Source organism: Microbacterium capsulatum, assembly GCF_030865425.1.
GTDB lineage: Bacteria > Actinomycetota > Actinomycetes > Actinomycetales > Microbacteriaceae > Microbacterium > Microbacterium capsulatum.
In genome coordinates this window covers 101,173-127,901 of sequence record NZ_JAVFCB010000005.1, presented here as the reverse complement: position 1 = coordinate 127,901, position 26,729 = coordinate 101,173, and the positions used below count along the sequence as shown (strand labels likewise).

The 26,729-nt window shown below is 72.2% G+C and carries 24 protein-coding genes; 8 read left to right on the top strand and 16 right to left on the bottom strand.

Translation table 11 applies throughout. The features are described from left to right. The first annotated feature begins 5 nt into the window (after window positions 1–5). The 5 genes from RBR11_RS10175 to RBR11_RS10155 all read left to right on the top strand — a co-directional run bounded on the left by RBR11_RS10175 (window position 6) and on the right by RBR11_RS10155 (window position 5,888). Window positions 6–1,364, top strand: a complete 1,359-nt coding sequence (locus tag RBR11_RS10175; protein ID WP_308489218.1) for an MFS transporter — start codon at window positions 6–8, stop codon at window positions 1,362–1,364. Then, window positions 1,361–2,389, top strand: coding sequence for a hypothetical protein (locus tag RBR11_RS10170; protein ID WP_308489217.1), 1,029 nt, complete (start codon window positions 1,361–1,363; stop codon window positions 2,387–2,389). The genes RBR11_RS10175 and RBR11_RS10170 overlap by 4 nt, the downstream gene beginning before the upstream one ends. Further along, a complete protein-coding gene (locus RBR11_RS10165) occupies window positions 2,386–3,276 on the top strand; it encodes a glycosyltransferase (protein ID WP_308489216.1) in 891 nt (296 codons plus the stop codon). The genes RBR11_RS10170 and RBR11_RS10165 overlap by 4 nt, the downstream gene beginning before the upstream one ends. Next, window positions 3,273–3,926: a polysaccharide deacetylase family protein gene (locus RBR11_RS10160; protein WP_308489215.1), complete on the top strand. Its 654-nt coding sequence runs from the start codon at window positions 3,273–3,275 to the stop codon at window positions 3,924–3,926. Before RBR11_RS10165 ends, RBR11_RS10160 begins: the two co-directional genes overlap by 4 nt. Before the next feature lie 210 nt (window positions 3,927–4,136). Beyond that, on the top strand, window positions 4,137–5,888 hold the full coding sequence (locus tag RBR11_RS10155; RefSeq protein ID WP_308489214.1) for a DUF4082 domain-containing protein: 1,752 nt from the start codon (window positions 4,137–4,139) through the stop codon (window positions 5,886–5,888). A gap of 6 nt (window positions 5,889–5,894) precedes the next feature. Here RBR11_RS10155 and RBR11_RS10150 read toward each other — a convergent pair whose 3' ends face one another. Continuing rightward, window positions 5,895–6,794 carry a glycosyltransferase gene (locus RBR11_RS10150; protein WP_308489213.1) on the bottom strand — a complete coding sequence of 300 codons (900 nt, stop codon included), beginning with the start codon at window positions 6,792–6,794 and terminating at the stop codon, window positions 5,895–5,897. 104 nt (window positions 6,795–6,898) lie between these two features. On the opposite strand from RBR11_RS10150, the gene RBR11_RS10145 reads away from it, so the two are divergent. Genes RBR11_RS10145 through RBR11_RS10135 form a run of 3 tightly spaced genes read left to right on the top strand, consistent with a single transcriptional unit; the run spans window position 6,899 to window position 10,467 of the window. Further along, window positions 6,899–8,089 (top strand): glycosyltransferase, encoded by a 1,191-nt coding sequence (locus RBR11_RS10145; protein ID WP_308489212.1) that lies wholly within the window; start codon window positions 6,899–6,901, stop codon window positions 8,087–8,089. Window positions 8,090–8,101: 12 nt separating this feature from the next. Then, a complete protein-coding gene (locus RBR11_RS10140; protein ID WP_308489211.1) occupies window positions 8,102–9,610 on the top strand; it encodes a glycosyltransferase family 4 protein in 1,509 nt (502 codons plus the stop codon). Further along, window positions 9,607–10,467 (top strand): hypothetical protein, encoded by an 861-nt coding sequence (locus tag RBR11_RS10135; protein ID WP_308489210.1) that lies wholly within the window; start codon window positions 9,607–9,609, stop codon window positions 10,465–10,467. The genes RBR11_RS10140 and RBR11_RS10135 overlap by 4 nt, the downstream gene beginning before the upstream one ends. A 3-nt stretch (window positions 10,468–10,470) precedes the next feature. On the opposite strand, the gene RBR11_RS10130 is transcribed toward RBR11_RS10135, so the two are convergent. The 15 genes from RBR11_RS10130 to RBR11_RS10060 all read right to left on the bottom strand — a co-directional run bounded on the left by RBR11_RS10130 (window position 10,471) and on the right by RBR11_RS10060 (window position 26,713). Continuing rightward, on the bottom strand, window positions 10,471–10,740 hold the full coding sequence (locus tag RBR11_RS10130) for an acyl carrier protein (protein WP_308489209.1): 270 nt from the start codon (window positions 10,738–10,740) through the stop codon (window positions 10,471–10,473). 34 nt (window positions 10,741–10,774) lie between these two features. Then, complete coding sequence (locus tag RBR11_RS10125) at window positions 10,775–12,001, bottom strand: pyridoxal-dependent decarboxylase, exosortase A system-associated (protein ID WP_308489208.1); 1,227 nt, start codon at window positions 11,999–12,001, stop codon at window positions 10,775–10,777. Beyond that, window positions 11,998–13,557, bottom strand: a complete 1,560-nt coding sequence (locus RBR11_RS10120; protein ID WP_308489207.1) for an acyl-CoA ligase (AMP-forming), exosortase A system-associated — start codon at window positions 13,555–13,557, stop codon at window positions 11,998–12,000. The genes RBR11_RS10125 and RBR11_RS10120 overlap by 4 nt, the downstream gene beginning before the upstream one ends. 12 nt (window positions 13,558–13,569) lie before the next feature. Then, window positions 13,570–15,003 carry an O-antigen ligase family protein gene (locus RBR11_RS10115; protein ID WP_308489206.1) on the bottom strand — a complete coding sequence of 478 codons (1,434 nt, stop codon included), beginning with the start codon at window positions 15,001–15,003 and terminating at the stop codon, window positions 13,570–13,572. Beyond that, a complete protein-coding gene (locus tag RBR11_RS10110) occupies window positions 15,000–15,956 on the bottom strand; it encodes a YveK family protein (protein WP_308489205.1) in 957 nt (318 codons plus the stop codon). Before RBR11_RS10110 ends, RBR11_RS10115 begins: the two co-directional genes overlap by 4 nt. Continuing rightward, the gene (locus tag RBR11_RS10105; RefSeq protein WP_308489204.1) at window positions 15,953–16,663 is read right to left on the bottom strand and encodes a hypothetical protein; all 711 of its coding nucleotides are present in this window, start codon (window positions 16,661–16,663) and stop codon (window positions 15,953–15,955) included. Before RBR11_RS10105 ends, RBR11_RS10110 begins: the two co-directional genes overlap by 4 nt. Window positions 16,664–16,728: 65 nt before the next feature. Continuing rightward, window positions 16,729–17,577, bottom strand: coding sequence for a glycosyltransferase (locus RBR11_RS10100; protein WP_308489203.1), 849 nt, complete (start codon window positions 17,575–17,577; stop codon window positions 16,729–16,731). Continuing rightward, window positions 17,574–18,938, bottom strand: coding sequence for a glycosyltransferase family 4 protein (locus RBR11_RS10095; RefSeq protein ID WP_308489202.1), 1,365 nt, complete (start codon window positions 18,936–18,938; stop codon window positions 17,574–17,576). Before RBR11_RS10095 ends, RBR11_RS10100 begins: the two co-directional genes overlap by 4 nt. Next, the gene (locus tag RBR11_RS10090; RefSeq protein ID WP_308489201.1) at window positions 18,935–20,533 is read right to left on the bottom strand and encodes a lipopolysaccharide biosynthesis protein; all 1,599 of its coding nucleotides are present in this window, start codon (window positions 20,531–20,533) and stop codon (window positions 18,935–18,937) included. Before RBR11_RS10090 ends, RBR11_RS10095 begins: the two co-directional genes overlap by 4 nt. Beyond that, window positions 20,530–21,735, bottom strand: coding sequence for a glycosyltransferase family protein (locus RBR11_RS10085; protein ID WP_308489199.1), 1,206 nt, complete (start codon window positions 21,733–21,735; stop codon window positions 20,530–20,532). Before RBR11_RS10085 ends, RBR11_RS10090 begins: the two co-directional genes overlap by 4 nt. A gap of 11 nt (window positions 21,736–21,746) precedes the next feature. Next, entirely contained in the window at window positions 21,747–22,898 is a 1,152-nt protein-coding gene (locus RBR11_RS10080; protein ID WP_308489198.1) for a DegT/DnrJ/EryC1/StrS family aminotransferase, read from the bottom strand. Next, window positions 22,895–23,521, bottom strand: a complete 627-nt coding sequence (locus RBR11_RS10075; protein ID WP_308489197.1) for a NeuD/PglB/VioB family sugar acetyltransferase — start codon at window positions 23,519–23,521, stop codon at window positions 22,895–22,897. Before RBR11_RS10075 ends, RBR11_RS10080 begins: the two co-directional genes overlap by 4 nt. After that, entirely contained in the window at window positions 23,518–24,663 is a 1,146-nt protein-coding gene (locus RBR11_RS10070; RefSeq protein WP_308489196.1) for a DegT/DnrJ/EryC1/StrS family aminotransferase, read from the bottom strand. The genes RBR11_RS10075 and RBR11_RS10070 overlap by 4 nt, the downstream gene beginning before the upstream one ends. Then, the gene (locus tag RBR11_RS10065) at window positions 24,660–25,655 is read right to left on the bottom strand and encodes an NAD-dependent epimerase/dehydratase family protein (RefSeq protein ID WP_308489195.1); all 996 of its coding nucleotides are present in this window, start codon (window positions 25,653–25,655) and stop codon (window positions 24,660–24,662) included. Before RBR11_RS10065 ends, RBR11_RS10070 begins: the two co-directional genes overlap by 4 nt. Continuing rightward, a complete protein-coding gene (locus RBR11_RS10060) occupies window positions 25,652–26,713 on the bottom strand; it encodes a Gfo/Idh/MocA family protein (RefSeq protein ID WP_308489194.1) in 1,062 nt (353 codons plus the stop codon). The genes RBR11_RS10065 and RBR11_RS10060 overlap by 4 nt, the downstream gene beginning before the upstream one ends. Window positions 26,714–26,729: the final 16 nt, after the last annotated feature.

Genomic DNA, 26,729 nt, shown 5'->3' with positions numbered 1-26,729 from the left:
CGACCGTGTACATCTCCTTCTCGAACAAGCCGAGGACCGCCTCGGGCCAAGGCAGCACCGCGCGTCGGCCCGGCCTGCGCACCGTCTCGTCGACGGTCGTCGCCTTCGGGATCGTGTCGATGCTCACCGACATCTCATCGGAGTCGGTCACCGCGGTCCTGCCGCTGTACGTCACCGCCTACCTCGGTCTGTCCACCATCGCCTTCGGCCTCCTCGACGGCCTCTACCAAGGCGTCAGCGCACTGGTGCGCATCGCCGGCGGCTACACGTCCGATCGGCTGGGGCGGCCCAAGTGGGTGGCCTTCGTGGGCTACGCCGTCGCGGCCGTCGCCCGTCTCGGCCTGCTGTTCGCCTCGGGCTTCACCGCGCTGACCGTGGTGATCTCGGCCGACCGGATCGGCAAGGGCATCCGCACCGCCCCGCGCGACGCCGTGATCACGGCCTCCTCCCGTCCCGACAACCTCGGCACCTCGTTCGGGGTGCACCGGACCCTGGACAACATCGGCGCCGCCGTCGGCCCGTTGCTGGCGTTCCTCATCCTGCTGCTGATCCCGAACGGCTACGGCACGATCTTCCTCGCCTCGCTCGCGTTCGCCGTGATCGGCGTCATGATCCTCGGGCTGTTCGTGCCGAACGTCCGCACCGCCCGGAGCGCGGCGGACTCCGGCGATCGCGCGGGGGCGCTCGGCGGCGCGGTTCGCGCACCGCGCCCGAGGTTCGACTGGGCGACGGTCGCCTCGCGGCCGATGCGACGCGTGCTGGCCGCCTCCGGCATCCTCGGCCTGCTCACGATCGGGGACGGCTTCATCTACCTGGTGCTCCAGGCCCGCAGCGACTTCGCCGCCCAATGGTTCCCGCTGATGTACGTCGGCACCAACATCGCCTTCCTCGCGCTGGCCATCCCGTTGGGCCGGCTGTCCGACCGGATCGGTCGCGCGCGCGTGTTCGTGTTCGGCCATGTCGGCCTGCTCGCCGCCTACCTCGTGGCGGTCCTGCCGATGCAGGACGTCGCCGCCACGCTGCTCTGCCTCCTGTTCCTCGGCGGCTTCTACGCCGCGACCGACGGCGTGCTCGCCGCCCTCGCCGCGCAGCTGACGACGCCCGAGACCCACGGCACGGGCATCGCGGCGGCGCAGACGGTCGTGGCGATCAGCCGCTTCCTCTCCGCGGCCGGATTCGGCCTGCTCTGGTATGCACTCGGCCGCGAGTTCTCGCTGTTCCTCGTCGCGGGTGCGCTGCTCATCGCGATCCCGGTCATCGCCCTGCTGCTGCGGCCGCACCTCAGCGCGCCGCACGGCGAGACGGAGGCGTCGGGCGCGCGCGGAGAACCCGCACCCGCGGCGGACGGAGGGCATGCGCCATGAGCACCCGCGCCAAGTGGCTGCTCATCATCGTCGTCTCGGTGCTCGCGCTCGGCGGGACCACCGCGGTCGGCCTCTCCGCCTGGTCGCAGTACCGGAGCCAGCAGGACGCCCCCGCCGCCGTCGGCACCTCCGCACCCGGCACCCCTGTCACGGGCGCCCGGATCGTGTTCCGCAACACCGCGACCGGACAGGGCTACGGTCATGTCGCCGTCGTCCCGCTCGCGGATCCGACCGGCGCCCGCAGCATTCTGGATCCGGCCTGCGATCGCGTCGCCGCGACGACCGACGCCATGTCCTGCCTCTCCTCCGAGCGCAGCATCACGCCCACCTACTCGGCGCGCATCTACGATGCGTCGGGGAAGACGCAGCGCGCCCAGTGGGCGCTGCCCGGCGTCCCCAGTCGCACCCGCTTCTCCCCGGACGGCACGATGGTCGCGACGACGTCGTTCGTGACCGGCCACGCCTACGCCACGATCGGCTTCTCGACCGACACCGAGATCCGCCGGGTCTCCGACGGATCCGGGGTGCCGCCGCTCGAGACCTGGACCCTCCTCATCGACGGACAGCCGAGCGCACCCCTCGACCGCAATTACTGGGGCATCAGCTTCATCGACGACAACACGTTCTACGCGACGGTCGGCATGACGACCGCCGGGCGCACCTATCTGGTGAAGGGCGACATCGCGACGCGCACCATGACCTCGGTTCTCGACGCGGTCGAGTGCCCGTCGCTCTCGCCCGACGGCACGCGCATCGCGTTCAAGCGGGTGACCGGCGGCTCGGGCGCGACGGTGCACTGGACGCCGGCCGTGTACGACATCGCTTCAGGGAAGGTCACCGTGCTGAGCGTCGAGAAGCGCAGCATCGACGACCAGATCGTGTGGCTCGACGACGCCACCCTGCTCTACGGCGTGCCGAACGCGACGCCCGGCGACTCCGACGTCTGGAAGCTGGCCGCCGACGGGGGCGGCACGCCGACGGTGCTGATCCCGCACGCCTGGTCGCCGACGGTGGTGGCCCGATGAGCGCCGATGCGCAGGGCCGGGTCCCGGTGAGCGTTATCATCGCCGCGCACGACGAGGAGGCCGTGATCGGCCGGTGCCTCGACGCGTTGACCCCCGCCGTGCAGGGCGTGCCGCTGCAGGTCATCGTGAGCGCCAACGGATGCTCCGACGCGACGGCCGAGATCGCACGGGCGCGGGGCGCACAGGTGGTGGAGCGCCCCGAGCCCGGCAAGCCGGGGGCGCTCAACGCCGCCGAGCGCGTCGCCGTGGGGTTCCCGCGGGTCTACCTCGATGCCGACATCGTCCCGCCGGCGGGAGCGCTGGGAGCGCTGGCGGCGGCGCTCCGCGAGCGCCCCGGTGTGCTCGCGACGATGCCCGTGCGCCGCGTCGTCACCACGGGCCGGACCTGGCCGGTGCGCGCCTACTTCCGCATCAACCAGCGCCTGCCCGTGTTCCGCTCCGGCCTGTTCGGCCGCGGGCTCATCGTCGTCTCCGAGGCCGGGCGCGCACGCTTCGCGGAGTTCCCCGCCCTGACCGCGGACGATCTCTTCCTGGACGCGCAGTTCGCCGAAGCGGAGAAGAGCGAGGTCGCCGGGGTCGTCGTGGAGGTGGAGTCCCCGCGCACCACCGCGGACCTCGTCCGCCGGCTGGTCCGGGTGCGCCGCGGCAACGCGGAGATGCGGCGCGCGGCCGAGACGGAGGGCGTGGCCGTGCGCTCCGCGGACCGCTGGTCGTGGTTGCGCGACGTGGTGCGGCACGACCAGCGCCTCGCCCCGGCCGCGGTGGCCTACCTCGCGATCACCCTGCTCGCCGCGGTCCGCGCCCGCCGCAGCCCGAGTGGCGACTGGGGCCGCGACGAGAGCACGCGGACGCCCGGCACGGAGCCGCAGAAGGCGGGACCGTCATGAGGACCCATCTCTGCTTCCACGGCATCGGGGTACCGCGTCGCGAGCGCGAGCCGGGCGAGGCGCACTACTGGGTCGCCGAGGATCTGCTCCTCCGCGTCCTCGACCTGCTGCCCGGCCGCGACGACGTCGACCTGAGCTTCGACGACGGCAACCGCTCCGACGTGGACATCGCGCTGCCCGCCCTCGCGGAACGCGGCCTGACCGCGACGTTCTTCGCGCTCGCCGGCCGCCTGCAGGATCCGGACAGCCTGGATCCCGAGGCCCTCGTGCGACTGCGGGCCGCCGGGATGCGCATCGGCACGCACGGGTGGGCGCACATCCCCTGGCGGGGCCTCGAGCCCGGCGAGGCGCAGCGCGAACTCATCGACGCCCGCGCCGCGCTCGAGCGGGCCGGTGGGACGACGATCCGGCATGCCGCGCTCCCGCTGGGCCGCTACGACCGCGCGCTGCTGCAGCGCCTGCGTGCGACCGGCTACGAGCGGGTCTTCACGAGCGACCGGATGCCCGCGGTCGAGCGCGCCTGGCTGAGCCCGCGGTACAGCGTCACGGCGACGGACAGCGTCGAGTCGGTGCGCGGAATCCTCGCGCACCGCGCGGGTCCGGGCGACGCCGTGCGGCTCGGAAAGGCCGTGCTCAAGCGTCTGCGCTGAGCGCCGGGGCCGCATTTCGACACGAATGCGCTCTCATGCGATTCGCATCGGAATATTGAAATATCGAAATATCGAGGAGGAGGAATATCGGCATACCGGGAGAGTCCTGAAAATTCCGCGAGGTTCCGCGGAACCGAACAGATACTGTCTTAACTCGTTCGTTATGTTGCAGACCCCCCATCTGCGTCTGAATCCATCGAAATACCGGTTATGAATCCCTCCCCCACACGCACATCGCTTCGTCGTATCCGTTCCCGCCGTTCCCGATTCGCCTTCATCGCCGCAGGCGCAGCGCTCGTCGTCGCAGCCGGCACCTTCGCGGCCGTCACCGGCGCGTTCGCGCCCTCGTCCGCCGACGCCGCCGTCAGCATGTTCCCCGACACCATGACCCCGAAGGTCGCCGCCGAACCCGACCACAAGGCGGTCGAGCTCGGCATCACGTTCACCCCTGACCGCACCGGCGAGGTCACCGCGCTGCGGTACTACCAGGGCAGCGACGCCCGCGGCGTCACCGATGCGACGCTGTGGTCGTCGGACGGCGCCGTGCTCGCGCACAAGTCGTTCCCCACGTCCCAGACGGTCGGCTGGCGGACCATCCCGCTGGACGCCCCGGTCCCGCTCACCGGCGGCCGCACCTACGTGGCCTCCTACAACGCCCCGAACGGCGGATACGCCGCCACCGAGAACGACCTCACCACCGCGAAGCAGGTGAACGGCTTCTCGCTGCGCGCCGACGCCGGCGTCTACCGCTACGGCCACACGGACGCCGTCCCGAAGTCGACCTATCGCGGATCCAACTACCTCGTCGACGTGGTCTTCCATCGCACGGGGCACCACGCTCAGGCGGTGACGGCGCCCACCACGTCGCCGAAGCCGAGCACGTCGCCGAGGCCCACCGCCCCGGCCACGACCACGCCGACTCCGGCGCCCACGACGATGGCGAAGCCGAGCCCCGCGCCGACCACCCCGCCGACCTCGACCGCGCCTCCGGCCGTGACCGTCCCCGGCACCACCACGCCGCCGGTCTCGAGCGCCGGCTGCGTCGGAAGCGCGAACACCCCCGGCGGCGCCGACCCCTGGGGCGGCTGCTGGCCCGGGCCGCAGAACACCGGCTATCCGCACGGCCTGCCCGGTGACACGCGGGCGCCCGTCACCCTGACGACGTACACCGGACCGACGACCATCACGAGCTGCGGCGTCGTGATCGATTCGAAGATCGTCAACGACACGATCATCGTGCAGGCCGGCAACGGCACGACGTCCAAGGACACCCCCTGCGTGACCATCCGCAACTCGCTCGTGAAGGGCGTGATCTACAGCGAGCAGGCCAGCTACGGACCGGTCCTCATCGAGGACACCGAAGTGCACCCCTCGGACCTGCCGTGGTGGGAGAACATCGGGCGCAGCAACTTCTTCGCCTACCGGGTCAACTCCCACGGCGGCGAAGGCGTCATCAAGTGCGACACGCACTGCGAGGCCGCGGACAACTGGGTGCACGGCATGCAGCTGGGCGGCTCGTACCACTACAACGCCTTCGGCGGAAACGGCACGAACGACTTCCGCATCCTGCACAACTACGCGAGCTGCGGCGACTGGGAGAGCACGTCCAACCCGGGCAGCGATGCGGGGTGCTCCGCGGTGATCGGGTTCTACGGCGACTTCGGGCCGATCCAGAACATCACGATCGACCACAACTACCTGGCGTCGACGTTCGACATGAGCGCCTCCGGGCTGAACACCCAGGCCGGATACTGCCTCAACCCGGGCTACTACCCGGGCAAGCCCTACCCGGACACCCACAACCTCACGGTCACGAACAACCTGTTCGCCCGGGGCGGCTCGGGCAAGTGCGGGGTGTTCGGGCCGACGAACAGCCTCAACGCGATCGGCGCCCCGAACGGGAACATCTGGCAGGCCAACCGCTACAGCGACGGCACGGCCATCGCCCGGGTGGAGCAGTGACCGCGCTCAGCGCGGGATGAGCCGATCCCCCAACCCCAGCACGTCAGGGCGCTCCGATGGTTTCAGGAGCGCCCTGACCGCTGTCCAGGAGCGGCCTCGTCCGAACACGCCACGACGGACCTCGACGCCGACGCTGAGCCAGAAGTAGAGCGCCCCGCGGACCGGGCCGCTGCGGCGGCGGTACAGCCGGATCCGGTTCAGGATCTTCATGACGTGGGTCCTCGAGCTCTCGCCGGATCCGCCGCCGACGTGCACGGCGCCGGCGTCCGGCGTGTACCGCGTCGACCAGCCGGCGTCCGCCGCGCGGAGGCTGAGATCCGTCTCCTCCGAGTACAGGAAGAACGACTCATCCATCCCGCCGAGTGCGCGGTAGCAGTCCGAGTCGACGAGCAGGATGGCGCCCACCGCCCAGTCCACGTCATGCTCGGTCTCGTACGCGGCCGGATCCTCGATCCGCTCCGCGAAGGCGGGGCGCTGCGTGAAGCTCAGCCCGCCGACCCGGCCCAGCGTCGGCGCGCGGCGCAGCGTGGGCGAGAGCCCGCCGTCCGCCTCGCGGACCCGCGGAGCGACGATGCCCACCCCCGGCCGGTCGAGCACCGTGAGCATGCGCGGCACGGCGCCCGCATCGAGCGCCGCGTCCGGGTTCAGGATCAGGATCGCACGGGCCGGCGGGGACTCCGCCACCGCCCGGTTCATCCCCCCGGCGTAACCGACGTTCGTGGAGCGCACGACCGTGCAGTCGTCGCGCGCGTCCAGGATCTCGAGCGTGCGGTCGGTGGAGCCGTTGTCGACGACCACGACGGAGGCGACGGCGTCCCCGAGGGCGGCCGGCACGCTGTCGAGGAGCGCGGAGACGTGCTCCTCGCTGTTGTAGGTCACCACGACGACGGCAACGTCCACGCTCACGCGATCATCGTATCGACAGCGCCCCTCCGCCGCACCGTCTTTCCGCCCGTCAGAGGCGATTTTCCGCGCCCCTGCGCGGAGTCGGGTCGATTAGGATCGGTGGGGTGACGACGACGCCACAGACCCGCTCCGCCGGACGACGCGCACCGGTCTCGATCGTCTGCGTCTACAACGACGAACCGGTGCTCTCCTCGTGCCTGCGGCGCTCGGTCGAGGCCCAGGTCGCGGACGCCCCGCAGACCGAGCTCATCGCCGTCGACAACCGTGAGAACCGGTTCTCCTCGGCCGGTGCGGCGCTCAACGACGGGGCGCGCCGGGCGCGCAACGAGGTCGTCGTGTTCGTGCACCAGGACGTGGTGCTGCACTCGCTGCCGGCCCTCGAGGAAGCCGCCGCAGAGCTCCTCGACGCCGGGGACATCGGCATCATGGGCGCGGTCGGCATCGACGGCGACAAGCGCATCATCGGGCGGATCCGCGACCGGATCGTGCGCATCGGCGAGCCCGCACCCGAACCCAGGGACGTCGACACCCTCGACGAGGTGCTGCTCATGGTCCCGCAGGAGCAGCTGCTCGTCGAGCCCCTCTCCGAGGATCCGCTGCTCGCCTGGCACGCCTACGGCGTCGAGTACGCGTTGCGGATGCGTCGGGCGGGACGCAGGGCGGTGGCCCGCGACATCCCGCTCACGCACAACAGCCTCAGCACGAACCTCGCCAAGCTCGATCTCGCGCATCGACACGTCGGCGACGCCTACCCCGAGCTGCTTCCGATCCAGACCACCTGCGGCACCGTGCACCGCGACGGCCTCGCCGACTCCCTGGCCCAGGGGCTGCGCCGGTTCCGCAGCGCGCGGATCTGGTGGGGCGAGTCGCACGTCGCCCGCGAGGTGCACCGGATCAGCCCGGACAGCACCCAGGTGTTCGCCGACATCCGCATGCTCATCGACGACGTGCTCGAGATCTCGGGCCTTCGCTCGCTGCACGTCATCGACCTGGACCCCGAGGCCACCGCGGAGCACGCGGACGACCTCTCCCGGTTCGACCGCCCGTTCTCGGTGTCCACGGCGGACACGGATCGCGCGCGGGCGGCGATCGCCGCCCGCGAGCCCGACGAGCTGATCTTCGTGGCGGGCCTGGAGGACGACTCGCAGGCCGCCCTGTCGCCGTTCGGTGCGCACCCGCACGTGCTGGGCAGCTCGGCGTCCACGGGGCGCTGGGCGCTGATCGGCGTGAGCGCCGACGCGCTCGCGCCGCTCTGGCCGTCGCGGCGCAACCGCCCCCTCCCCTGGTTCGCCTGAGGACGGGCACCGATGGGATCGCGTGAGGGGACGCGGGCGACGCGGATCGCGGCGGCGCTGTGGGGCGGGCTGATCCTCGCCACGGACCTGCTGCCGCCGCGGGTGCGCTACGGGTACGTGCACCGCTGGACGCGGGCCGCGTTCTCGCGGCCGCTGCGCTCGCTCGCCGCGCTGCCGGCCGACCCCGCCGATGCGGGTCACGGCGATCCGGCCGACCCCGCCGATGCGGGTCACGGCGTTCCGGCCGGCTCCGCCGACGCGGCGCGCCCCACACCGGCGCCGGACGCGGTGCGGTGCCTGCTCGTCGCGGACGGCCTCGACGTCGGCGGCATCGGCACCGTCATCGAGATGCTCGCGCTCGGGCTCGCGGAGCACGGAGTGCATCCGGTCGTGCTCTGCCCGGAGGACGGCGCGCGGGCCGCGCGCCTCCGCGCCGCCGGCATCGAGGTGCTGCTCGCCGCCGACACCGCCGCCGCGCACGAGGCGATCCGGCGCGCGCGCCCCGACGTCATCCAGCTGCACAGCGCTCCGCCGCCGCTCGAGCGCGCAGCGCTGGACAGCGGACGCCCGCTGATCCCCGTGATGCACAACACGGAGATCCACTTCACGCGGGCCCGCTGGGCGCGGTTCGCGGCCCTCATGGCGCGTTCGGCGCAGGCCGTCGCCGTGAGCGAGACCGTGAGCGCGTTCCACCGGCGCCGCATCGGCGACGGCACCCCCACCACCGTGATCCCGAACGGATCACCGGCCGTGCGCACCCCGTCGCCCGCACAGCGCCGGCGCGCACGGTCAGCCCTGTCGGACGTCGTCGGCACGGAGATCGGCGAGGACGTCGTCTTCGTCTGCCTCGCCCGCTACGACGCGCAGAAGAACACCGCGGGCCTCGTCGCGGCGTTCACGGCGGCGATCGAGCACGGCGCCGCGCCGGTGCGCCTGGTGTGGGCCGGCGACCCCTCGGATGCGGCGGAGGTGCGCCGCGCCGACGCCGTGCGGCGCTGTTCTCCGGCCGCGGACCGGATCCACCTGCTGGGGAACTCGGACGCCGGGGCCCTGCTCGCGGCCGCGGACGCCTTCGTGCTGGACTCCTTCTTCGAGGGCTGGCCGATGGCCGCCACGGAGGCCTCGGCGATCGGCCTGCCGCTCGTGCTCAGCGACGTCGGCGGGGCGCGCGAACTGGTCGCGCGCGACGTAGCGCGCTCCGTGCTCGTGCCCAATGCGACGGGCCCGGCGGACCTCGTCAGCGACGCGCGCGTGCGCGCGGCCCGGTGGCGCTCCGCCGCCCAGACCAATGCCGCAACGCTCGGCGCGGCGGTCTCCGCCGTCACGGCGACCGTGCTCGCCGAGCGGAGCGGGGCGTCTCCTCACTCGACGGAGGGTCCCGATCGCGGCGGCGTGCAGGCGATGCGCGCCGCGCATGCCGCGCTGATCCGCGGCGCCGCACGGCACGCGGAACGTCTGGATGACGGCGCCGGATCCGGTCGCACGACCACCGGCCCGCGACGACAGGGTGGCGACGGATGACCGGGCCGGATCTCGTGCCGATCACGGCCGACGAGGCGGAAGCCGCGGCGGCGTTCCTGCACGCCGAGCTGAATCCCCGCGTGTCCGCGGCGGCATGGACGGCGCTGCTGCGTCCGCCCTGGCAGGACGCGGGACCCGACAGCGGCGTGCTGCTCCGCGACGGAGACCGGATCGTCGGCGTCTGCGCCGCCGTGCGGTCGCTGCGCGACGTCGGCGGCGCGTCGATCCCGCTGTGCAACCTCGCGGCGTTCTGCGTGCTCGACGGGTACCGCATGCACAGCGTGCGCATGATCCGGGCCCTGCTCGCGCGGCGCGACGTGCAGTTCACCGACTTCTCCCCCAGCGGCAACGTCGTCGCGATGAACGAGCGGCTGGGATTCTCCCGGCTCGACACCGCGACGCGTCTCGTGCTGAACCCGCCGGCGGGACTCCCCCGGGGCGTCCGGCTCAGCAGCGACCCCGCGGTGCTCGCCGCGGTGCTGCAGGGCGACGATGCGCGCATCCACCGTGACCACCGCGACGCACCGGCCGCCCGGCATCTGCTCGTCCAGAAGGGCGACCGCTACGCCTACCTCGTGTATCGCGCGCATCGCATGAAACGGCTCCGGCTGTTCGCCCTGCCGTTGTACGCCGGCGGCGATCGCGCCGTGCTCGAGGAGGCGTGGCCCGCCGTGCGCGCGCACCTGCTGCGTCACGACCGGCTTCCGTTCACGCTCGCGGAGCGCCGCCTGCTGGGCTTCTCCCGAGGGGTGGGGCGCGTGCTGCGCAACCCCCGCGCGCGCATGGTCCGGGGGGCGGGGCTGGATCCCGCCGGGGTCGACTATCTGTACAGCGAGCTCGCGCTCGTCGAATGGTGAGGCTCAGCCGGCGGCGGTCGCGCCGACCTTCTCGTCGATGAACGCCGCCAGGGTCCCGACGGTCTCGAACAGCTCGGCGCCGAACTCGTCGTCGCCGATCGTGATGTCGAAACGGTCCTCGAGAGCGGCGACGAGCGCGACCACGCCGAACGAGTCCAGCTCGGGCAGCGCCCCGAACAGCGCCGTCTCGGGCCGCAGATCCTCCGGGCTCTGCGTCAGCTCGAGGGCGTCGATGAGGACCTCGCGCACGGCGGGCAGGATGTCGGCGGTCATCGTTTTCTCCTTCAGGCGGTGATCGATCGGGCGGTCAGACGAGGACCTCGGCGGGCGCCGGGTGTCCGAGGAACGCGGTGGGGCTGGCGGTCAGCCCGTAGGCGCCCTGCTGGAAGATCACGACGAGGTCGTCGATCGCAGCGCCCGCCGGCAGCGGGATCCCGTCCGCGAGCAGATCCAGGGGCGTGCAGAGGCAGCCGACGACGGACATCTCCTCGTCCGCCGGGATCGCGAGACGATTGCCGAGGGCGACCGGGTAGTTGCGCCGGATGGCCTGGCCGAAGTTGCCGGAGGCGGCGAGCTGGTGGTGCAGGCCGCCGTCGACGACGAGGAAGGTGCGCCCGCGCGACACCTTGCGGTCCACGACGCGGGTCACGTACACGCCGCACTCGCCCACGAGGAACCGGCCGAGCTCGACCACGGGACCGGCCTCGGGGAAGTGCTCGGCGATCGGTCCGCTCACCAGCCGCTCGAGGTTCTCGGCCACCGCCTCCAGGTCCAGCCGCGCGTCGCGCTCGGTGTACGGGATGCCGAAGCCCCCGCCGAGGTTGAGATAGCGCAGCGGCGCGGGCAGGGACCCCGCGAGCTGCGCGACCAGGTCGACCGTCCTGCGCTGCGCTTCCGCGATGATCTCCGCGTCGAGGTTCTGCGAGCCGGCGAAGACGTGGAAGCCGAGGACGTCGGCACCGCCCGCGAAGGACCGCAGGAGTTCGGGCACCTGCTCGGAGTCGATGCCGAACTGCTGCGGGCCGCCCCCCATCCGCATCCCGGATCCCTTCACCGCGAAGTCCGGGTTGACGCGGATCGCGACCCGCGGTTCGACGCCGAGCCGGTCCCCGGCCGTGACGACGCGCCCGAGCTCGGTCGACGACTCGACCTCGACGATGATGCCGGCGGCGACCGCCTGGCGGATCTCCGCCGGCGTCTTGCCCGGGCCGGCGAAGCTCACGTGATCCGGGCGGATCCCGGTGTCCAGAGCGTGCCGCATCTCCCCGGCGGAGGCGACGTCGATCCGATCCACCCGCTGCGCGAGGTGCTGGACGATCGCGGGCATCGGGTTCGCCTTCATCGCGTAGCTCAGCTCGACCCGCGACGGCAGCAGTCCGCGGAGCAGGTCGATGCGGGCGTCGAGCAGGCCGCGGTCGTACGCGAAGAACGGCGTCGAACCGACCCGCGCTGCGAGCCGGCTCAGCGGCTGCCCGCCGATGCGCAGCTCGCCGTCGACCGTTCCGAACGCGTCGATGTGCTCCTGCACGTTCATGACGACACCTCCGTCTTGATGCGGGCGCGATCGAACTTGCCGTTCGGCGACCGCGGCAGATCGGCGCGGACGTCCACCCGTGCGGGCAGCATGTAGGCCGGGAGCACCGGGCGCAGGGCGGCGACCAGGGCGTCGGCGTCGAGCGCTCCGCCGGCGGCGGTCACCACCAGCACGATGCGCTGGCCCAGGGCGGGGTCGTCCACCCCGACGGCGACGACGTCGCGCACCAGCCCGGTGCCGTACACCGCCTCCTCCAGCTCGGTCGGGCTGATCCGGTAGCCGGAGGTCTTGATCATGTCGTCGCGACGCCCCACGAACGACAGGAAGCCGTCCTCGTCGGCCACGACGGTGTCGCCCGACCACACCGCGAGCTCGGGCGCCCGCCAGTCCTCGCCGGGGCGGCGGATGGGGCGGAACCTCTCCGCGGTGCGTTCGGGGTCGTTCCAGTAGCCGAGCGCCACGAGCGCACCGCGGTGCACGAGCTCGCCCTCCTCGTGCGGCGCGCACGGCGTGCCGTCCGGTCGCAGCACGAGGATCTCCGCATTCGGGATCGCCTTGCCGATCGAGTCGGGCCGGCGATCCACCTCGGCGGGATCCAGGTACGTCGAGCGGAACGCCTCGGTGAGGCCGTACATGAGATAGGGGTCGGCCGCGGTGAACACGTCGCGCAGCCGTGCGAGCGTCGTCCGGGGCATCCGTCCGCCGGTGTTCGCCCAGTAGCGGATGCGGCGGGCGGCGTCCTCCGGCCATTCGACGCCGGCGAGCTGCAGCCACAGCGGCGCGACGCAGGTCAGGCCGGTCACCCCGTGCGCCGCGCAGGCGCGAGGCACGTCCCGCGGGAGCAGATAGTTCATCAGCACGCAGTGCGCTCCGACCGCGAACGCCGTGGTCACCTGGCTGAGCCCCGCGTCGAAGCTCAGCGGCAGCACGCTGAGGATCACGTCGTCGGAGGTGTTGCACAGATACGTGCTCACGCTCTCCGCGCCGACGATGAGGTTGCGGTGGCTGAGCACCACGCCCTTCGGCCGGCCGGTGCTGCCGGAGGTGTACAGGATCGCGGACGGGTCGAGATCGATCGTCCCCGGATCGGCCGGGCCTGCGCCGGGCGGATCCGGGAGCGCCCAGGCGTGCGCCCCGTGGTCCCCGGTCGGCACGGGGGCCGTGTCCCCCACGACGACCACGTGCGCGACGGCCGATCCGGCGAGCGCCTCGGCGAGGGCCGGCAGACGGTCCGACGAGGTCAGCAGGAACCGCGAGCCGCTGTCGGCGAGGATGTGTCCGACCTGCGCCGGCTTGAGCACGTGGTTGATCGGCACGAACAGCCCGCCGGCCGCGGAGGTGCCGAACAGGGCCGCCACGGTCTCCAGCCGTTTCTCCAGGTAGATCGCGACGCGGTCGCCGCGCTGCAGCCCGATGCCCTGCAGCTGGACGGCGAACGCCTGCGCCGCCGCCCAGGCCTCCGCATAGCTCTGCGTCTCGGACTTGTACGTCAGCGCCGGGGCATCGGGGGCGACCGCGGCTCGCTCGGCGAGCAGGTCGTGCACGTGCGTGCGCATCGGCGCTCCCCGTCAGGCCTCGCCCGCCGAGGCGCGCCGTGCCGGGGGGAGCTCGGTGGCGACGTCGGGCAGCTCGGGGCGCGCGGTGTAGCGCATCGACGCGGTGAGCACCTCGTCCGCGGCCGCGATCGAGCGCATCGAGGCCGTCAGTCCGATCATCAGGAACAGCAGGCCGGCGGACATCGGGAAGGACAGCCCGTCGAAGAACGCGAACAGCACCGCGATCGTGATGAGGCAGGATGCGAAGGCCCGGCTCATCGACTTGGTGTCCTGGAAGGGGGAGTGCCCGCTGGCCCAGACCGCGCTGCCGATGGCCGCGCTCACCATGCCGCCGAGGCACAGCGCGCCGAGGACGCCGAGCTCGACGGTGAGCAGCACCCAGGCGTCGTCGAAGATGTAGTACCTCGGCAGGAAGGTGCCGAACCCCTGGCCGATCAGGGGCGAGGACGAGAGGAACTCCGGGACCCGCGCGAGGGCCGCCGTGCGGGATTGGGTGCTGGGATCGTCGGAGGCGCCGACGAAGAGCTTCACGATCGTGCCGAACATCCCGGGGATGAGCGCGAACACCGCCCCCGCGAGGACGGCTCCCCCCACCCCGATCACCCAGCGGTAGGCCGTGGGGATCGCCGGGAGGAGGGTGATGACGGCGACGGCGAGGCCGATGATGGCCGAGCGCGAGACCGCGACGAGCGAGGCCAGCAGGATGAACCCGACCGCGAGCCACCACCAGCCGGCGTTGCGCGACGGAGTGGTGCGGAACCCCTTGTTGACCGCGGCGGTGATGGCCAGCGGCAGCGCGGACACGACGGCCGTGCCGTACTCGAGCGGATGGATCGCGGTGCCGGAGGCGCGGGTGAACGACCCGCGGGTCGCCGCCTCGGTCGCCTCGAACGCCAGCCCGGGGATGGAGGTCGTCCAGTCGAGCAGCGTCTGGCCCGAGAAGAACTGCGCGAGCCCGAACGCGGCGAGCGCGGCCCCCGCGATCGCCAGGCGCCGCACGAGCGCGGCGGCATCCGAGTAGGTGCGGATCCCGTCCATGGCGACCAGCAGCACCCCGCTCCATGAGGCGAGCCGGAGCAGCGCCGTCGTCGCCGGGCTGACCTGGTCCGCGGGCTGGCCGCGGAGCATCGCCGCGGCGAAGCTCACCAGCACGACGACGAGGAACGCCATGAAGACCCAGCGGAGGGGCTGACGCACCGGGCGGGCATCGAGGTCCCGAGCCTGCAGCCGGCTCAGCAGCCACCAGAAGAGAAGTACGAGGCCCCAGAGCATCGACGGCCGTCCCAGGCTTCCGAGCGCCGAGATCGTGACGTTCGAGGGGATCGCGACGAGCAACACGAGGTACACGGTGAGCATCGTGGCCGCGCTCACCCCTCCATGACGCACGGTGAAGTTGCGCGTCTCGGCCGAGACCGGGCGGACCCGGGACCCGGCGAGCAGGCTCATGTGCGCCTCGCGGCGCGGTGGTGCGTACGGCCGCGCCCGGCTCCGACGGTCTCACCGGCGGGCGCGGCGTCCTTGTCGGACCGGTCGGACCGATCGGACTCGTCGGCCGTGTCGTCGACGGGGACGCGAGGCCGCTCGGCGAACCCCGGACGACCGGCGGTGTCCGGCACGGGCTCCGCCCCCTCTTCGGGCGCGGGATCCGTGGGCGCGATCTCGCCTGCGGCCGGGCCGTCGTCCGCGGAATCGTCGTCGATCGGGTCGAGGAGTTCGTCCTGCGAGGACTCGCCGGGGGCCGCCCTCCTCCTCCGTGCGTCGCCCTTCACCCGGCCGCGACCGCCCCGGCGCCCGGCCTTGTGCGGTCGGCGCGCCAGCCCGTCGATCAGGCTCGCGACGATCAGTGTGAGCACGACCAGTCCGAGCGCGACTCCTGCGCTGATCAGGATCCGCGTCTTCTGCTGCAGCGTGCTCTGCGTGTCGAGGGTGAGCGTCGACACCGAGATGCGGTCGTCGGTCTTCACCTTCTGCTGCGTCTGCAGCCGGTCGAGCTCGACCTTGGTCTCGTCGATGAGAGCCGCCAGCACGTCCTCGGTCGCGGCATCGGTCTTGCCGGTGACCGTGATCTGGATCACGGGTCCGGAGACGGTCGGATCCCGCTCGACGAGGACATCGGTGCCCGGGTAGTCCTTCACGATGGGACCCAGCACCTCGTCGGAGCGCATGACGCGGACGACGATGTCGGCGGCCTGGGTGAGCCCGCCCAGGAAGAGGTACGGGTTCGTGGTCCCGACCGGGATGGTCCCGGACCCGGGCAGCAGCAGCTGCGTCGACGTGCGCTGGTGGCCGGGCTGCACGGCGATGAACGTGCCGAACCCCGCGACGAGCGCGAGAATGATCCCCGGCACCGCGATGTACCAGCGCCGGACGAACCCCCCCATGGTGTCTGCGATGTTCATGCGAAGCGGCCTCCTGTCCGCGCTCCCGGAGTCGGCGCGTCGACCCCTTTCAGGGCCCTCCTCCTGCGCCTCGACCGGATCGATCGGTCGACGATGACCGCCGCCGAACAGCCGGTGATGAACCCGGCGAGCACCATGGCCGCCCCCGCGAGCGTGAGCTCGCTCCGGCCCGGTGTGACGTGCTGGATGTCCGTGCTCAGCGGCTCGACGGTCGCGGTGATGCGGTCGGACACCGGAGTGATGGTGGCGGCCTGCTGCGCCGCGGTCACGTCGATGATCTGCTTCAGTGCCTCCTGCTGGCGGTCCAGGACCCACTGCCGGGTGCGTCCCACGATCTGGATGTCGATGGTGGCGGACGGGAAGCTGCTGATCCACTGGTTCCCCGTGTTGCGCAGCGAGACCATGACCCCTTGGCGCACCCCCGCGCCGTAGTACGGGGCGTTCGCGTCGGAGAACGTCTCGACCGGTTTGCCCTGGTTGATCGAGGTGGCGACCGCCCCGGCGAAGGCGATGATGCTGATGTCGGTGGATCCGCTCTCGGGCAGCAGCGTCGAGCGGGACGGGAGCGTGAAGGTGACGGTGGTCTGCGTGGCGTAGGAGCCGCCGTCCTTGTAGAAGAGGTAGGACAGACCGGCGAAGACCAGCACGATGGCGAGGAGGACGTACCAGCGCCTCCCCATCGCGGACAGAGCTTCGCGAACCGTCACGCGCCCTCCCCCTCCTCCCGTCGCCAGCATAGCCTCAGGTCTGACGGCGGGGCCATGATCCTCGATCATCGCCGCAACCGTGCTTTCAGCGCCTGCATGCCGTCCTTGCCGAGAGCGGCGATCGCCATCCTGCGCAGGGTCGACCGTGCCGTGTCCCGCGTCCAGCGCGCAGGCGCGACCAACAGTCGGTCGCCCGCGATGCGCGCGGCGCCCGGCGGGTCGATGTCCTGCAGCATCCCCGGAAACAGGTGCGCCCAGGGCTCCGCGGAGACCAGGCGTCCGCGCACCCGGTTGCTCACGTTCTCGCCGTGCACGACCTGCAGCCACCCGGGTTCGCCGTCGAGCGCGACGACCGGCATCGAGCGTCCGAGCATGATGTGCCAGTCGTCCCAGCAGGTGCGCGGTTCCGCCCACGGCTCCGCGACCGAGCAGAACGCGTTCTCGGGATCATGCCGCAGATACACGCCGTCCGCGTCTCTGACCAGCCCGTTGACGACATACAGGGCGCGGCGCTCCTCGAAGTCCACGGCCGCCCTGATCCGGCTCAGGAAGTCGACGGCGAGACCGTCGTCGTTGTCGACGTTCGTGGTCAGCAGCATGCCGTTCCCGTGCCGCACGACGTCGCGCAGATCGGCGATCAGCGTCTGCCGCGGCACCTCCTCCCGGAAGATCGCCGTGAACAGGCCCCGCTGCACGTACGGCCGGATCGCGTCCTTCAACCACGCGGGGCTGTCCGGGTCGAAGTACACGACCCAGTCGAAGTCGGCGCCGACCTGGGCCGCGACCGACGGCGCGCAGTACCGCTCGAACAGGCACCACCGGTTCGCCAGCCAGTGCTCGCTCGCCCTGATCCGCGCCTCGACCCCGCCCGTGGGGAGGTTGAAGCGGGTGAGCAGCACGTGGTCGACGTTCATGGCACCCGGACCGCCGGCCGGGAGCGGTCGCGCAGGAACCGGCGCAGCTCCCCCTCGTCGTCGAGATCGACCCGCTCCGGCGCTCGGGCGTCGGCCGGCTGCTCCGGGCGGGTCGCGTAGGGCCAGGCCGCCCGCCGCGCGGCGTCGGGGCGATTGCCGAGCAGGTCGTCGAACACTCCCACGTAGGCCTCGGCCTGCGGCTTCCAGTCGAGTTCGGCGACGACGCGCCGACGGGCGGCGATGCCGAGCTCGACACGGCGATCGGGATCGGCGAGCAGCGCCTCGATCTCGTCCGCGAACGCGGTGATGTCTCCGGACGGGACGAAGACGCCGGTGTCCCCGGCCGAGACCCGCGTCTCCACGAGCTCGAACGAGACCGGCGGCACGCCGTAGGCCATGTACTCCATGGTCTTGTTCATCGTGGAGACGTTGTTGAGCGGCGTGTCCAGGTCGGGGCCCAGGCCCAGATCGGCGGCACTCAGATACTGGGCGATCTGCGCAGGCCCGACCCTGCCGGTGAAGACGACGTTGTCGTCGAGACGTCGCGCGGTGCACTCCCGCCTGAGGTCCTCGAGGCAGTCCCCGAAACCCATCAGCACGGCCCTGATCCCGGTGCGGCCGCGGCGATGCACGAGCTCGTCCATGACGGCGAGGATGTTCTCCACGCCGTCCTGCGGTCCCATGATCCCCAGGTACGCGAGCAGGTGCTCCGCTCCCGCCCTGATCTCCGGCGCGGGATAGACCGGTCGCATCACGGTCGTGTCCGGTCCGCTCCGCACCACCGTGACCCGGGCCGGCGGCAGCCCCCCTCGACGCTCGGCGACGCGCTTGTACGAGCCGTTGGTGGAGATCACCCGGTCCGCGACCCGATAGGTGTTCCGCTCGAGCAGCACCAGCCCGCCCAGCTGCATCCGGCCCGCGATCCCGGTCGGTCTCCCGAACCGGGACAGGTAGAGCTCCGGGTTGAGGTCGTGCTGGTCGAACACGAAGCGCACTCCGGCGACGCGCCACAGCGCCGCGAGCAGCCAGTAGGTGTCGGGCGGGTTGCAGGCCTGGATCACGTCGAACCCGTGCCGGCGGCGCACCCGCAGCGAGAGCAGCGCGGTGCGCACCCACGAATAGGCGAACTCGAGGGCGAAGCCGAACAGGCCCCTCGCCTCCGGCGCCGGCGCGTACTTGTAGATGTGCACGCCGTCGATGTCCTCGTGGGCCGGATCGCCCGGGCCCTTGGGGCAGATCACGGAGACCTCGTAGCCCTGCGCCCGGAGGGCCTGGCACTCCAGCCACACCCTCCGGTCCAGCGGCACGGGCAGGTTCTGGACGATGATCAGCACGCGCCGGCGTGCGCCGTTCCTGTTCATGTGTGCTCCCCTTCTCCGGCCGGCGACGCCGCCGACCGGATCCTGTTCTTCCACGATCCGCCGCGCGCTGTCCGCATCCGGCTCAGCCCGCGGATGCGCGCCCCGATCCTCGAACGTCCCAGCAGCGCGAGCGCGTCCGGCAGCACCCGCGGCGCCAGCAGCCGCGTGGCGAGCAGGTGCACGGCCAGCACCGCGCACCCGATCAGCAGCAGCGCGGCCCACGACGGCAGCGCGACGGTCGCCGCCCGCACCCCCCAGCCGGCCGCCGCCGAGCCGACCACGGCCACCGCGACGAAGACGAACGGGCCCGCGACGACCCTCGCCCGCGCGCCCAGCACCCGGGCCGTGAGGAACCACCGGGTCACCGTCGCCACGACGCACACCCCGAGGAAGCCCCAGGCGATGACCACGAGGCCCAGGCGCGAGAGCGCCGCCGTCGTGCCGAACGTGATCCCGTCGATGACGAGCGCGTACACGAACCAGGTCCCCGGCCTGCCCACGCCGTAGAACAACCCGTTGTCGAGCCAGGCGCCGACCGACAGGATCCCGGCGAGGGCGAGGATCTGCGCCACCGGATAGCTCTGGTCCCAGCCGCGTCCGAACACGATCGGCACGACGAGCGGCGCCGCCACGGCGAGCATCGTGAGCGGGAGGGAGAGCGCGAAATAGGTCAGCCGCAAGGCCCGCAGATACGCCGCGAGCAGCCGCTCCTCGTCATCGCGGATCTTCGCGAACGCCACCTGGGTGACCGGCACGATGGCGCTGCCGGTGAGGTCCTGCACCACCTGCACGAGCCGCTGCGCGATGGTCATGTAGCCGAACGCGCCGATGCCGAGCACCGCGGAGATGACGGCGGCCTCCCCCCACGCCCTCAGCATGGCGACGAACTCCACGCCGAGCACCTGCCCGCCGAATGCGCCCATGACGCGGAACTCGGCCCGGGAGAACGCGAACGTGGGCCGCCACCGCGACGTGATCCACGCCAGGACCGTGGTGATCGCGGGGGCGACCAGACTCTGCGCGACGAGCGCCCACACCCCGAACCCGCTGAACGCCATGATCATCGCCACGACCTGCGCCACCCCGGCGGCGGCCGCGCCCTGCCCGGCCAGCACGCCGAAGCGCATGCCCCGGCGCAGCAGCGCCATCGGCACGGATCCGGCGGCGGTCAGCACGACCCACAGCGAGAGCGCCTGCAGCACCGGTCTCACGCCGTCGTCGTGGAAGACGACGGCGAGCACCGGCGCCAGCCCGAACAGGGTCGCGCACAGCACACCGCCCGCACCCAGCGAGAACCAGAACGCGGTGCTCAGCATCCGCTGGTCGCTCTTGTCGACCTGCACGATGTAGGCGGCGAATCCGAGATCGGCGAGCAGGAAGAAGAACGGCAGCACCGTGGATGCCGCGGCGACGGTGCCGAAGTCTGCGGGGCTGAGCAGACGGGTGAGCACCGCGATCGTCACGAAGCCGAGCAGCCGCACGGCCCACTTCTGCACCGTCAGCCACAACACGCCGGACGCGGCGCGCCCGCTGACGTCGCCGGTCGCCTCCCCCACGGCGGCCTCCGCCCGCTTCCCGATCGACGGCTTCGTCATGTCCGGCTCCCCGCCGCGACGCCGGGGACCAGACCCAGGCGCCGCCGGAGCATCCCCTCCACCCGCCGGCCCTCACGCGGGAGATCGCACAGCCAGTCCCGGGCGTGATACGCGCCGACGGCGTCCCGGTAGAACGCGGCCAGCCGGTCCGACATCGCGTCCAGCCCGAACCGCTCCTGCGCGAACCGCCGGCCGAACGCTCCGAGCGCGGCGCGCCGAGCCGGGTCCGCGAGCAGCGGCTCCGCGATCCGCACCAGATCCTCGACCGGGCGCTCGGGGCGGTCGGCGCTCCAGAAGCTCGATCGGGCGAGCATCGCGGCGCTGCGCTCCTCGAACAGGCAGGACCACCCGGCCTCGCCGTGCACGATCAGCGGGCGCGCGAACGCCAGCGACCGTGCCGCCGAGCCGCCCATGCCCAGCATGATGTCGGCGGCCGCATAGGCGGGACGGGGATCCGCGCGGGGGCCCAGCAGGCGGACCGCCTCGTACCCCAGGTCGTGGTTGACCGCGTCGGCGCGCGCCCCCAGCGCGGCCTCGGCGTCGCCGCCGCCGACCACGTACAGGCCCGCTCCGACGGCCGCGAGGGGGCGCACCGCGTCGATGGCCGTCGCGATGGCGGTCGCCTTCATCCGGCTGTCCAGTCGGCTCACGATCCCGAGCAGCGGGCCGTCGCCCAGTCCGTTCGCGGCGCGGAAGCGCTGGCCCGCGGCGGCGTCGGGCATGTCTGCCTCCAGGTCGACGGGCGGGGAGATCAACACGGTCCGACCGGGCCGGCCGTCGAGCTCCTCGGCGAGGTACTCGGTGCCGACGATCAGCGGCATGTGCCGGTGCACCACCGAGGTGACGCTCATCTCGTACACGGTCTGGGCCCAGGGCCGGCGCCCGAAGATCGCCGGACCCCAGTAGGTGGGCCGCGCCGACCCCCACATCCCGCACACGTGCACGAGGTCGACGTCGTGCTCATCGGCGATCCGTCGCAGCTGGCGCGCCTGCGCGGACATCCCGTCCGCAGGGGCGAACGACTCGATCGCCACTGCGCGGGTGCGCGCGTAGTCGAGGAGCGAGAGCGCGTCGTCCGCCGTCGCCCGGGGGCCGATGAGGATGGATTCGATCCCCCGCTCGCGCAGCCGCCAGGCGAAGTCCACGGCGTTGATCTGGGTGCCGCCGAGCTCCAGGCTGTTCAGGATGACGAGGACGCGCATGATCGGCCCCCTCAGACCATCGAGCCCTGCGCCGGCGCACCGACGGTCTCGGGAAGGGACCGGCCGACGGCGTCCCGCAGCGCGTCCGCCACGGCCTGCTGCTGGATCGCGGTGAGATGCGGGAACATCGGCAGCGACAGGATCCGCGCGGCGGCGGCCTCCGCGACCGGGAACTCGCCCGCGCGATGCCCGAGACCCGCGTAGGCCTCGGTGAGCGGCACCACGGTCGGGTAGTGGATCCCGACGCCGATCCCGGCGGCGGTCATCCCCGCCATCACCCGGTCCCGCTCCTCGACGCGCACCACGTACAGGTGCCAGACGTCGAGGTTGCCCGGAACCGGGGCGGGCAGCCGGACGCCGGCGACGCCGTCGAGAAGTGCGGCGTAGCGGACCGCGGCGGCCCGGCGTGCCGCGTTCCAGTCGTCGAGCCGGCGCAGCTTGGCGCGCAGCACCGCCGCCTGCACCGCGTCCAGGCGCGCGTTCATGCCGATGTTGTCGTGCACGTATTTGACGGAGCTGCCGTGCGCGGCGAGGTTGCGGATGAGAGCGGCGGTCTCGGCGTCGTCGGTCATCACCGCCCCCGCGTCCCCGGCGGCGCCGAGATTCTTGCCCGGGTAGAAGCTCGTCGCGGAGATCCGCCCGAGCGCGCCGGCCCGCCCCGCCTCGCTCGAGGCGCCCTGCGCCTGGGCCGCATCCTCGATGAGCACGAGGCCGTGCCGCTCGGCGATCGCTGCGAGGCGTGGCACGGGTGCGGTCTGACCGAACAGGTGCACCGGCACGATCGCGCGCGTGCGCGCGGTGATCGCCGCCTCGACCGCGTCCGGGTCCATCAGCAGGTTCGCGTCGTCCACGTCGACGAACACGGGCACCGCGCCGATCCGCGAGGCCGCCTCGGCCGTCGCGATGAAGGTGTTGGCCGGCATGATCACCTCATCGCCGGCACGCACGCCCACCGCCCGGTATGCGAGCTCGAGCGCGTCGGTGCCGTTGGACACCCCGATGACGTGACCGACGCCGATGTACTCCGCGTACTCGCGCTCGAAGGCGTCGACCTCCGCGCCGCCGATGAATCCGGCGCTGCCGAGCTGGCTGCGCCACACCGGAAGCACCTCGTCGACGATCTCGGCCTGCTGCGCGGCCAGATCCAGGAACGGCACGTTCATCTCTTCTCCCCCAGATCCCGTGCGGGCACCCCTGCCCACGTCCGTCCGTCCGGCACGTCGGCGATCACGGCCGCCCCCATGCCGATCACCGCGTCGGTCCCGACGGTGATCCCCTGTCGCACCGACGCGTTCATCCCGAGATACGCGCCCTCCCCGACACGCACGCCCCCGCCGAGAGAGACGCCCGCGGCGAGGGTGACGAAGTCCTCGAGCACGTCGTCGTGGGTGACCGTGCTGTTCGGCATGATCACCACGTGCCGTCCCACCGATGCGTCCGCCGTCACCACCACGGAGTCGAGCAGGATGCTGCCCGCGCCGACGACGCTGCTGTGTCCGATCCGCGCCGACCGCGCCGCGAAGATCCCGTAGCGCTCCTCTCGCACGCCGGCCTCCGCGAGGCGCGCGACGATGCTCCGCCGTCCGGATCCGGGTCCGACGCAGACGAGGAGCCGGTCGCTTCCCTCGACTGCGAGCCGCACGGGGCCGAGCACCGGCACGCCGGCGACCTCGGTCCCCTGCCGTGCGCTGTCGTCGTCGAGGATGCCGACCACGCCGACGACGCCCGCCGCGATGACCTCGCGCGCGAGCCCGCTTGCGCCGATCAGGAGCAGCCGCTCGCTCATGGCGGCGCACCGATCGGGTCTCTCAGCACCGCGATCACGCGATCCTGATCGACGTCGGAGAGGGCGTGGTACAGCGGCAGGATGAGGGTGCTGTCGTTCAGCCGTTCCGTCACGGGCAGCCCGCCGGAGGGCGCTTTGTCGCGGTACGGCGGCTGGCGATGCGCCGCCATGATGCCGCGGCGCGCCGAGACGTCGGCGGCGGCGAGCGCCTCCAGCAGCCCCTCCCGGTCGGTTGGATAGCCGTCGCCGACCTCCACCCAGAACGACTGCACGTTGCCGGCGCCGTAGGCGGGGTCCTGCACGGCTCGCAGCCCGCCGATCTCCGCGATGCTCGCCCGGTAGCGGTCGGCGAGCGCGCGCCGCCGGGCGACGATCTCGGGCAGACGGCCGAGCTGCACGAGGCCGACGGCGGCCTGCAGATCGGTCATCCGGAAGTTGAACCCGACCTCTGCGTACTCCTCGGCGGGCGGCAGCGTGGAGCGGTGCCGGTCGGCGGCCGAGACGCTCATGGCGTGCTCCCGCAGGTGGCGGGCGCGCCGCGCCCAGTCCTCCCGCACGGTGGTGATCATGCCGCCCTCGCCCGTGGTGAGGAGCTTGCGGGGGTGGAACGACCAGGCGGCGATCTCGGCGCCCGCCCCGACCGGGCGGCCCTTGTACGTCGACCCGGCACCGCACGCGGCATCCTCGATCACGACGATCCCGAGCGGATCCGCCACCGCGCGCACGTCGTCGAGGTCGAGCGGCACTCCGCCCTGGTCGACCCCGATGACCGCGCGGGTCGCCGGGGTGACCGCGGCGCGCACGGTCGCGCCGGTGAGATTCCCCGTGAGCGGATCCACGTCGGCGAACACGGGGTTCGCGCCGACGTACCGCACGGCGTTGGTCGTCGCGATGAACGAGAAGGACGGCACCACCACGTCGTCGCCGGGCCCGATGCCCGCGACGACGAGCGCGAGGTGCAGGGCGGTCGTACAGCTGGTCGTGGCGACGGCGTACGCGGCCTGCATCGCCGCGGCGAACTCCTGCTCGAACCGCGCCACCCGCGGCCCCTGGGCGACCCAGCCGCTCGCGATGACCTCGGCGACGGCGTCGGCCTCCTCCTGGCCGAGCCAGGGGACCATCACGTTGATGCGTGCGCTCATGCCCGCACCTTCGTCCGTCCGGCGGAGATCTCCTCGCGCAGCGGGCGCCACCACTCGACCAGCCGGGACAGCCCCTCCTCGAGGTCGATCGACGACCGCCAGCCGAGGTCGCGCTCCGCGGCGGAGACGTCGGCGAGGCGCCGGGCCACGTTGTTCACCGTGCGCGCGGGGCCGAACTCGACATCGAGATCGGATCCCATCACCCGCAGCAGTGCCTCGGCGAGCTCGCGCAGGCTCGTCTCCGTGCCGCTCGCGATGTTGTACGTGCCCTCGACGACGTCGCTCTGCGCGGCGAGCACATTGGCGCGGGCGATGTCGGGAACGCAGATGAAGTCCATGGTCTGCAGCCCGTCCCCGAAGATGAGCGGCGGCTTGCCGTCGGCGATCCGCTCCATCCACCGCACCAGCACCTCGGTGTAGAGCCCGTGCACGTCCATCCGCGGGCCGTAGACGTTGAAGTAGCGCAGCAGCACGTAGTCGATGCCCCTCATCGCGCGGTAGCTGCGGATCAGTCCCTCGTTGAAGGTCTTCGCCGCGCCGTACAGGGTGTCGTTGTTCTCGTGGTGATGCCTCTCGGTGGTGGGGAACTCCTCCGCCATGCCGTAGACCGAGGCGCTCGAAGCGGCGATGAGCTTCTGCACCCCGTGCGCGACGGCGGCCTCCACGACGTTGAACGTGCCGTCCACGAGCACCTCGAGAGCCAGCCGAGGCTCCTCCGCGCACTGCGTGATCCGGATCGCGGCCTGGTGGAACACGAGGTCCTTGCCCGCGGTGACATCGTCGACGAGGCGGCGGTCGCGGATGTCGCCGTCGATGAGGGTCGCGCGTCCTGTGGCGATCGCGTCGTCGAGATTCGCGACCCGTCCGCGCACCAGGTTGTCGAGAACGTCGACGTGCGCGGCTCCGGCGTCGAGCAGCTGGTCGACGAGCGTGGATCCGATCGTGCCGGCGCCGCCGGTCACGAGGATGTTCGCGCCTTCGATACGGTTCATGCCAGCTCCATTTCGGTCGAGGTCTGCACGGGATGGGGGGCGCCGCCGGTGGCGAGACTGCAGCTGGCGGCTTCGAGGATCGACAGCACCCGCAGCCCGGAAGCGCCGTCCGTGCGCGCCGGACGGTGCTCGCGGATCGCGGCGGCGAACTCGGCGGTCATGCCCGACAGCGCCTCCCGCTCGGGGAGGGCCGGGGCCCAGGTGTCGCCGAGCCGGTAAGAGATGTTCGCGGCCCTGGCGTCGCTCGTGGTCGCCTTGGACTGCTCGAGCAGGTCCACGCCGCGGTCGTACACGCTGACCCGCTGCTGCGGGTTCAGGTCGTCCCACACCAGGGTGCGCCGGGTGCCGCCGATCACCATCTGGCGGATCTTGGTCGGGCTGAGCCAGTTCACGTGGATGTGCGCGATCGCCCCGTCGGCGAGCGGCAGCGTGAGATAGCCGATGCAGCTCTTGCCCGTCGCGAGCGGGTCCGCCCCCTGCGCGGTCACCGTCGCCGCGTCCAAGCCGTTCGGCAGGATGAAGTCGATGATCGACAGGTCGTGCGGGGCGAGATCCCAGAACACGTCCACGTCGGGCTGGATGAGGCCGAGGTTGATGCGCACGCTGTCGACGAAGAGGATGTCGCCGAGCTCGCCCGCGGCGATGAGCTCGCGGATCTTCAGCACGGCCGGCGTGTAGCAGTAGGTGTGGTCGGCCATGAGCACGAGGCCGTTCTCGCGCGCGGTCTCCACCATCTCGATGCCGCGGGCCCGCTCGTCGGCGAAGGGCTTCTCCACCGTGACGTGCTTGCCGGCGGCGAGCGCGGCCATCACGATCGGATGGTGGGTGCGGGCGGGCGTGGCGACCGCCACGGCGTCGATGGACGGATCCGCGAGCACCTCCTCGAGGCTCGTCGACACGGGCACACCGCCGACGCGGTCGGCGACCTGACGGGCGCGCGCCTCGTCGAGGTCGCAGATGACGGCGAGATCCCATTCCGGGCTCGCAGCGTAGTTGCGTGCGAGGTTCGGTCCCCAGTAGCCGGCACCGACCACGGCGACGCTGAGCCGTTCAGTCACTTCAGTCCTTGTCTGC

Bases quoted from the DNA above. Each gene is read 5' to 3' on its own strand.
- RBR11_RS10170 (WP_308489217.1), top strand. From the start codon at position 1,361: ATGAGCACCCGCGCCAAGTGGCTGCTCATCATCGTCGTCTCGGTGCTC.
- RBR11_RS10165 (WP_308489216.1), top strand. From the start codon at position 2,386: ATGAGCGCCGATGCGCAGGGCCGGGTCCCGGTGAGCGTTATCATCGCC.
- RBR11_RS10160 (WP_308489215.1), top strand. From the start codon at position 3,273: ATGAGGACCCATCTCTGCTTCCACGGCATCGGGGTACCGCGTCGCGAG.
- RBR11_RS10155 (WP_308489214.1), top strand. From the start codon at position 4,137: ATGAATCCCTCCCCCACACGCACATCGCTTCGTCGTATCCGTTCCCGC.
- RBR11_RS10140 (WP_308489211.1), top strand. From the start codon at position 8,102: ATGGGATCGCGTGAGGGGACGCGGGCGACGCGGATCGCGGCGGCGCTG.
- RBR11_RS10135 (WP_308489210.1), top strand. From the start codon at position 9,607: ATGACCGGGCCGGATCTCGTGCCGATCACGGCCGACGAGGCGGAAGCC.
- RBR11_RS10130 (WP_308489209.1), bottom strand. From the start codon at position 10,740: ATGACCGCCGACATCCTGCCCGCCGTGCGCGAGGTCCTCATCGACGCC.
- RBR11_RS10125 (WP_308489208.1), bottom strand. From the start codon at position 12,001: ATGAACGTGCAGGAGCACATCGACGCGTTCGGAACGGTCGACGGCGAG.
- RBR11_RS10120 (WP_308489207.1), bottom strand. From the start codon at position 13,557: ATGCGCACGCACGTGCACGACCTGCTCGCCGAGCGAGCCGCGGTCGCC.
- RBR11_RS10115 (WP_308489206.1), bottom strand. From the start codon at position 15,003: ATGAGCCTGCTCGCCGGGTCCCGGGTCCGCCCGGTCTCGGCCGAGACG.
- RBR11_RS10110 (WP_308489205.1), bottom strand. From the start codon at position 15,956: ATGAACATCGCAGACACCATGGGGGGGTTCGTCCGGCGCTGGTACATC.
- RBR11_RS10100 (WP_308489203.1), bottom strand. From the start codon at position 17,577: ATGAACGTCGACCACGTGCTGCTCACCCGCTTCAACCTCCCCACGGGC.
- RBR11_RS10095 (WP_308489202.1), bottom strand. From the start codon at position 18,938: ATGAACAGGAACGGCGCACGCCGGCGCGTGCTGATCATCGTCCAGAAC.
- RBR11_RS10090 (WP_308489201.1), bottom strand. From the start codon at position 20,533: ATGACGAAGCCGTCGATCGGGAAGCGGGCGGAGGCCGCCGTGGGGGAG.
- RBR11_RS10085 (WP_308489199.1), bottom strand. From the start codon at position 21,735: ATGCGCGTCCTCGTCATCCTGAACAGCCTGGAGCTCGGCGGCACCCAG.
- RBR11_RS10080 (WP_308489198.1), bottom strand. From the start codon at position 22,898: ATGAACGTGCCGTTCCTGGATCTGGCCGCGCAGCAGGCCGAGATCGTC.
- RBR11_RS10075 (WP_308489197.1), bottom strand. From the start codon at position 23,521: ATGAGCGAGCGGCTGCTCCTGATCGGCGCAAGCGGGCTCGCGCGCGAG.
- RBR11_RS10070 (WP_308489196.1), bottom strand. From the start codon at position 24,663: ATGAGCGCACGCATCAACGTGATGGTCCCCTGGCTCGGCCAGGAGGAG.
- RBR11_RS10065 (WP_308489195.1), bottom strand. From the start codon at position 25,655: ATGAACCGTATCGAAGGCGCGAACATCCTCGTGACCGGCGGCGCCGGC.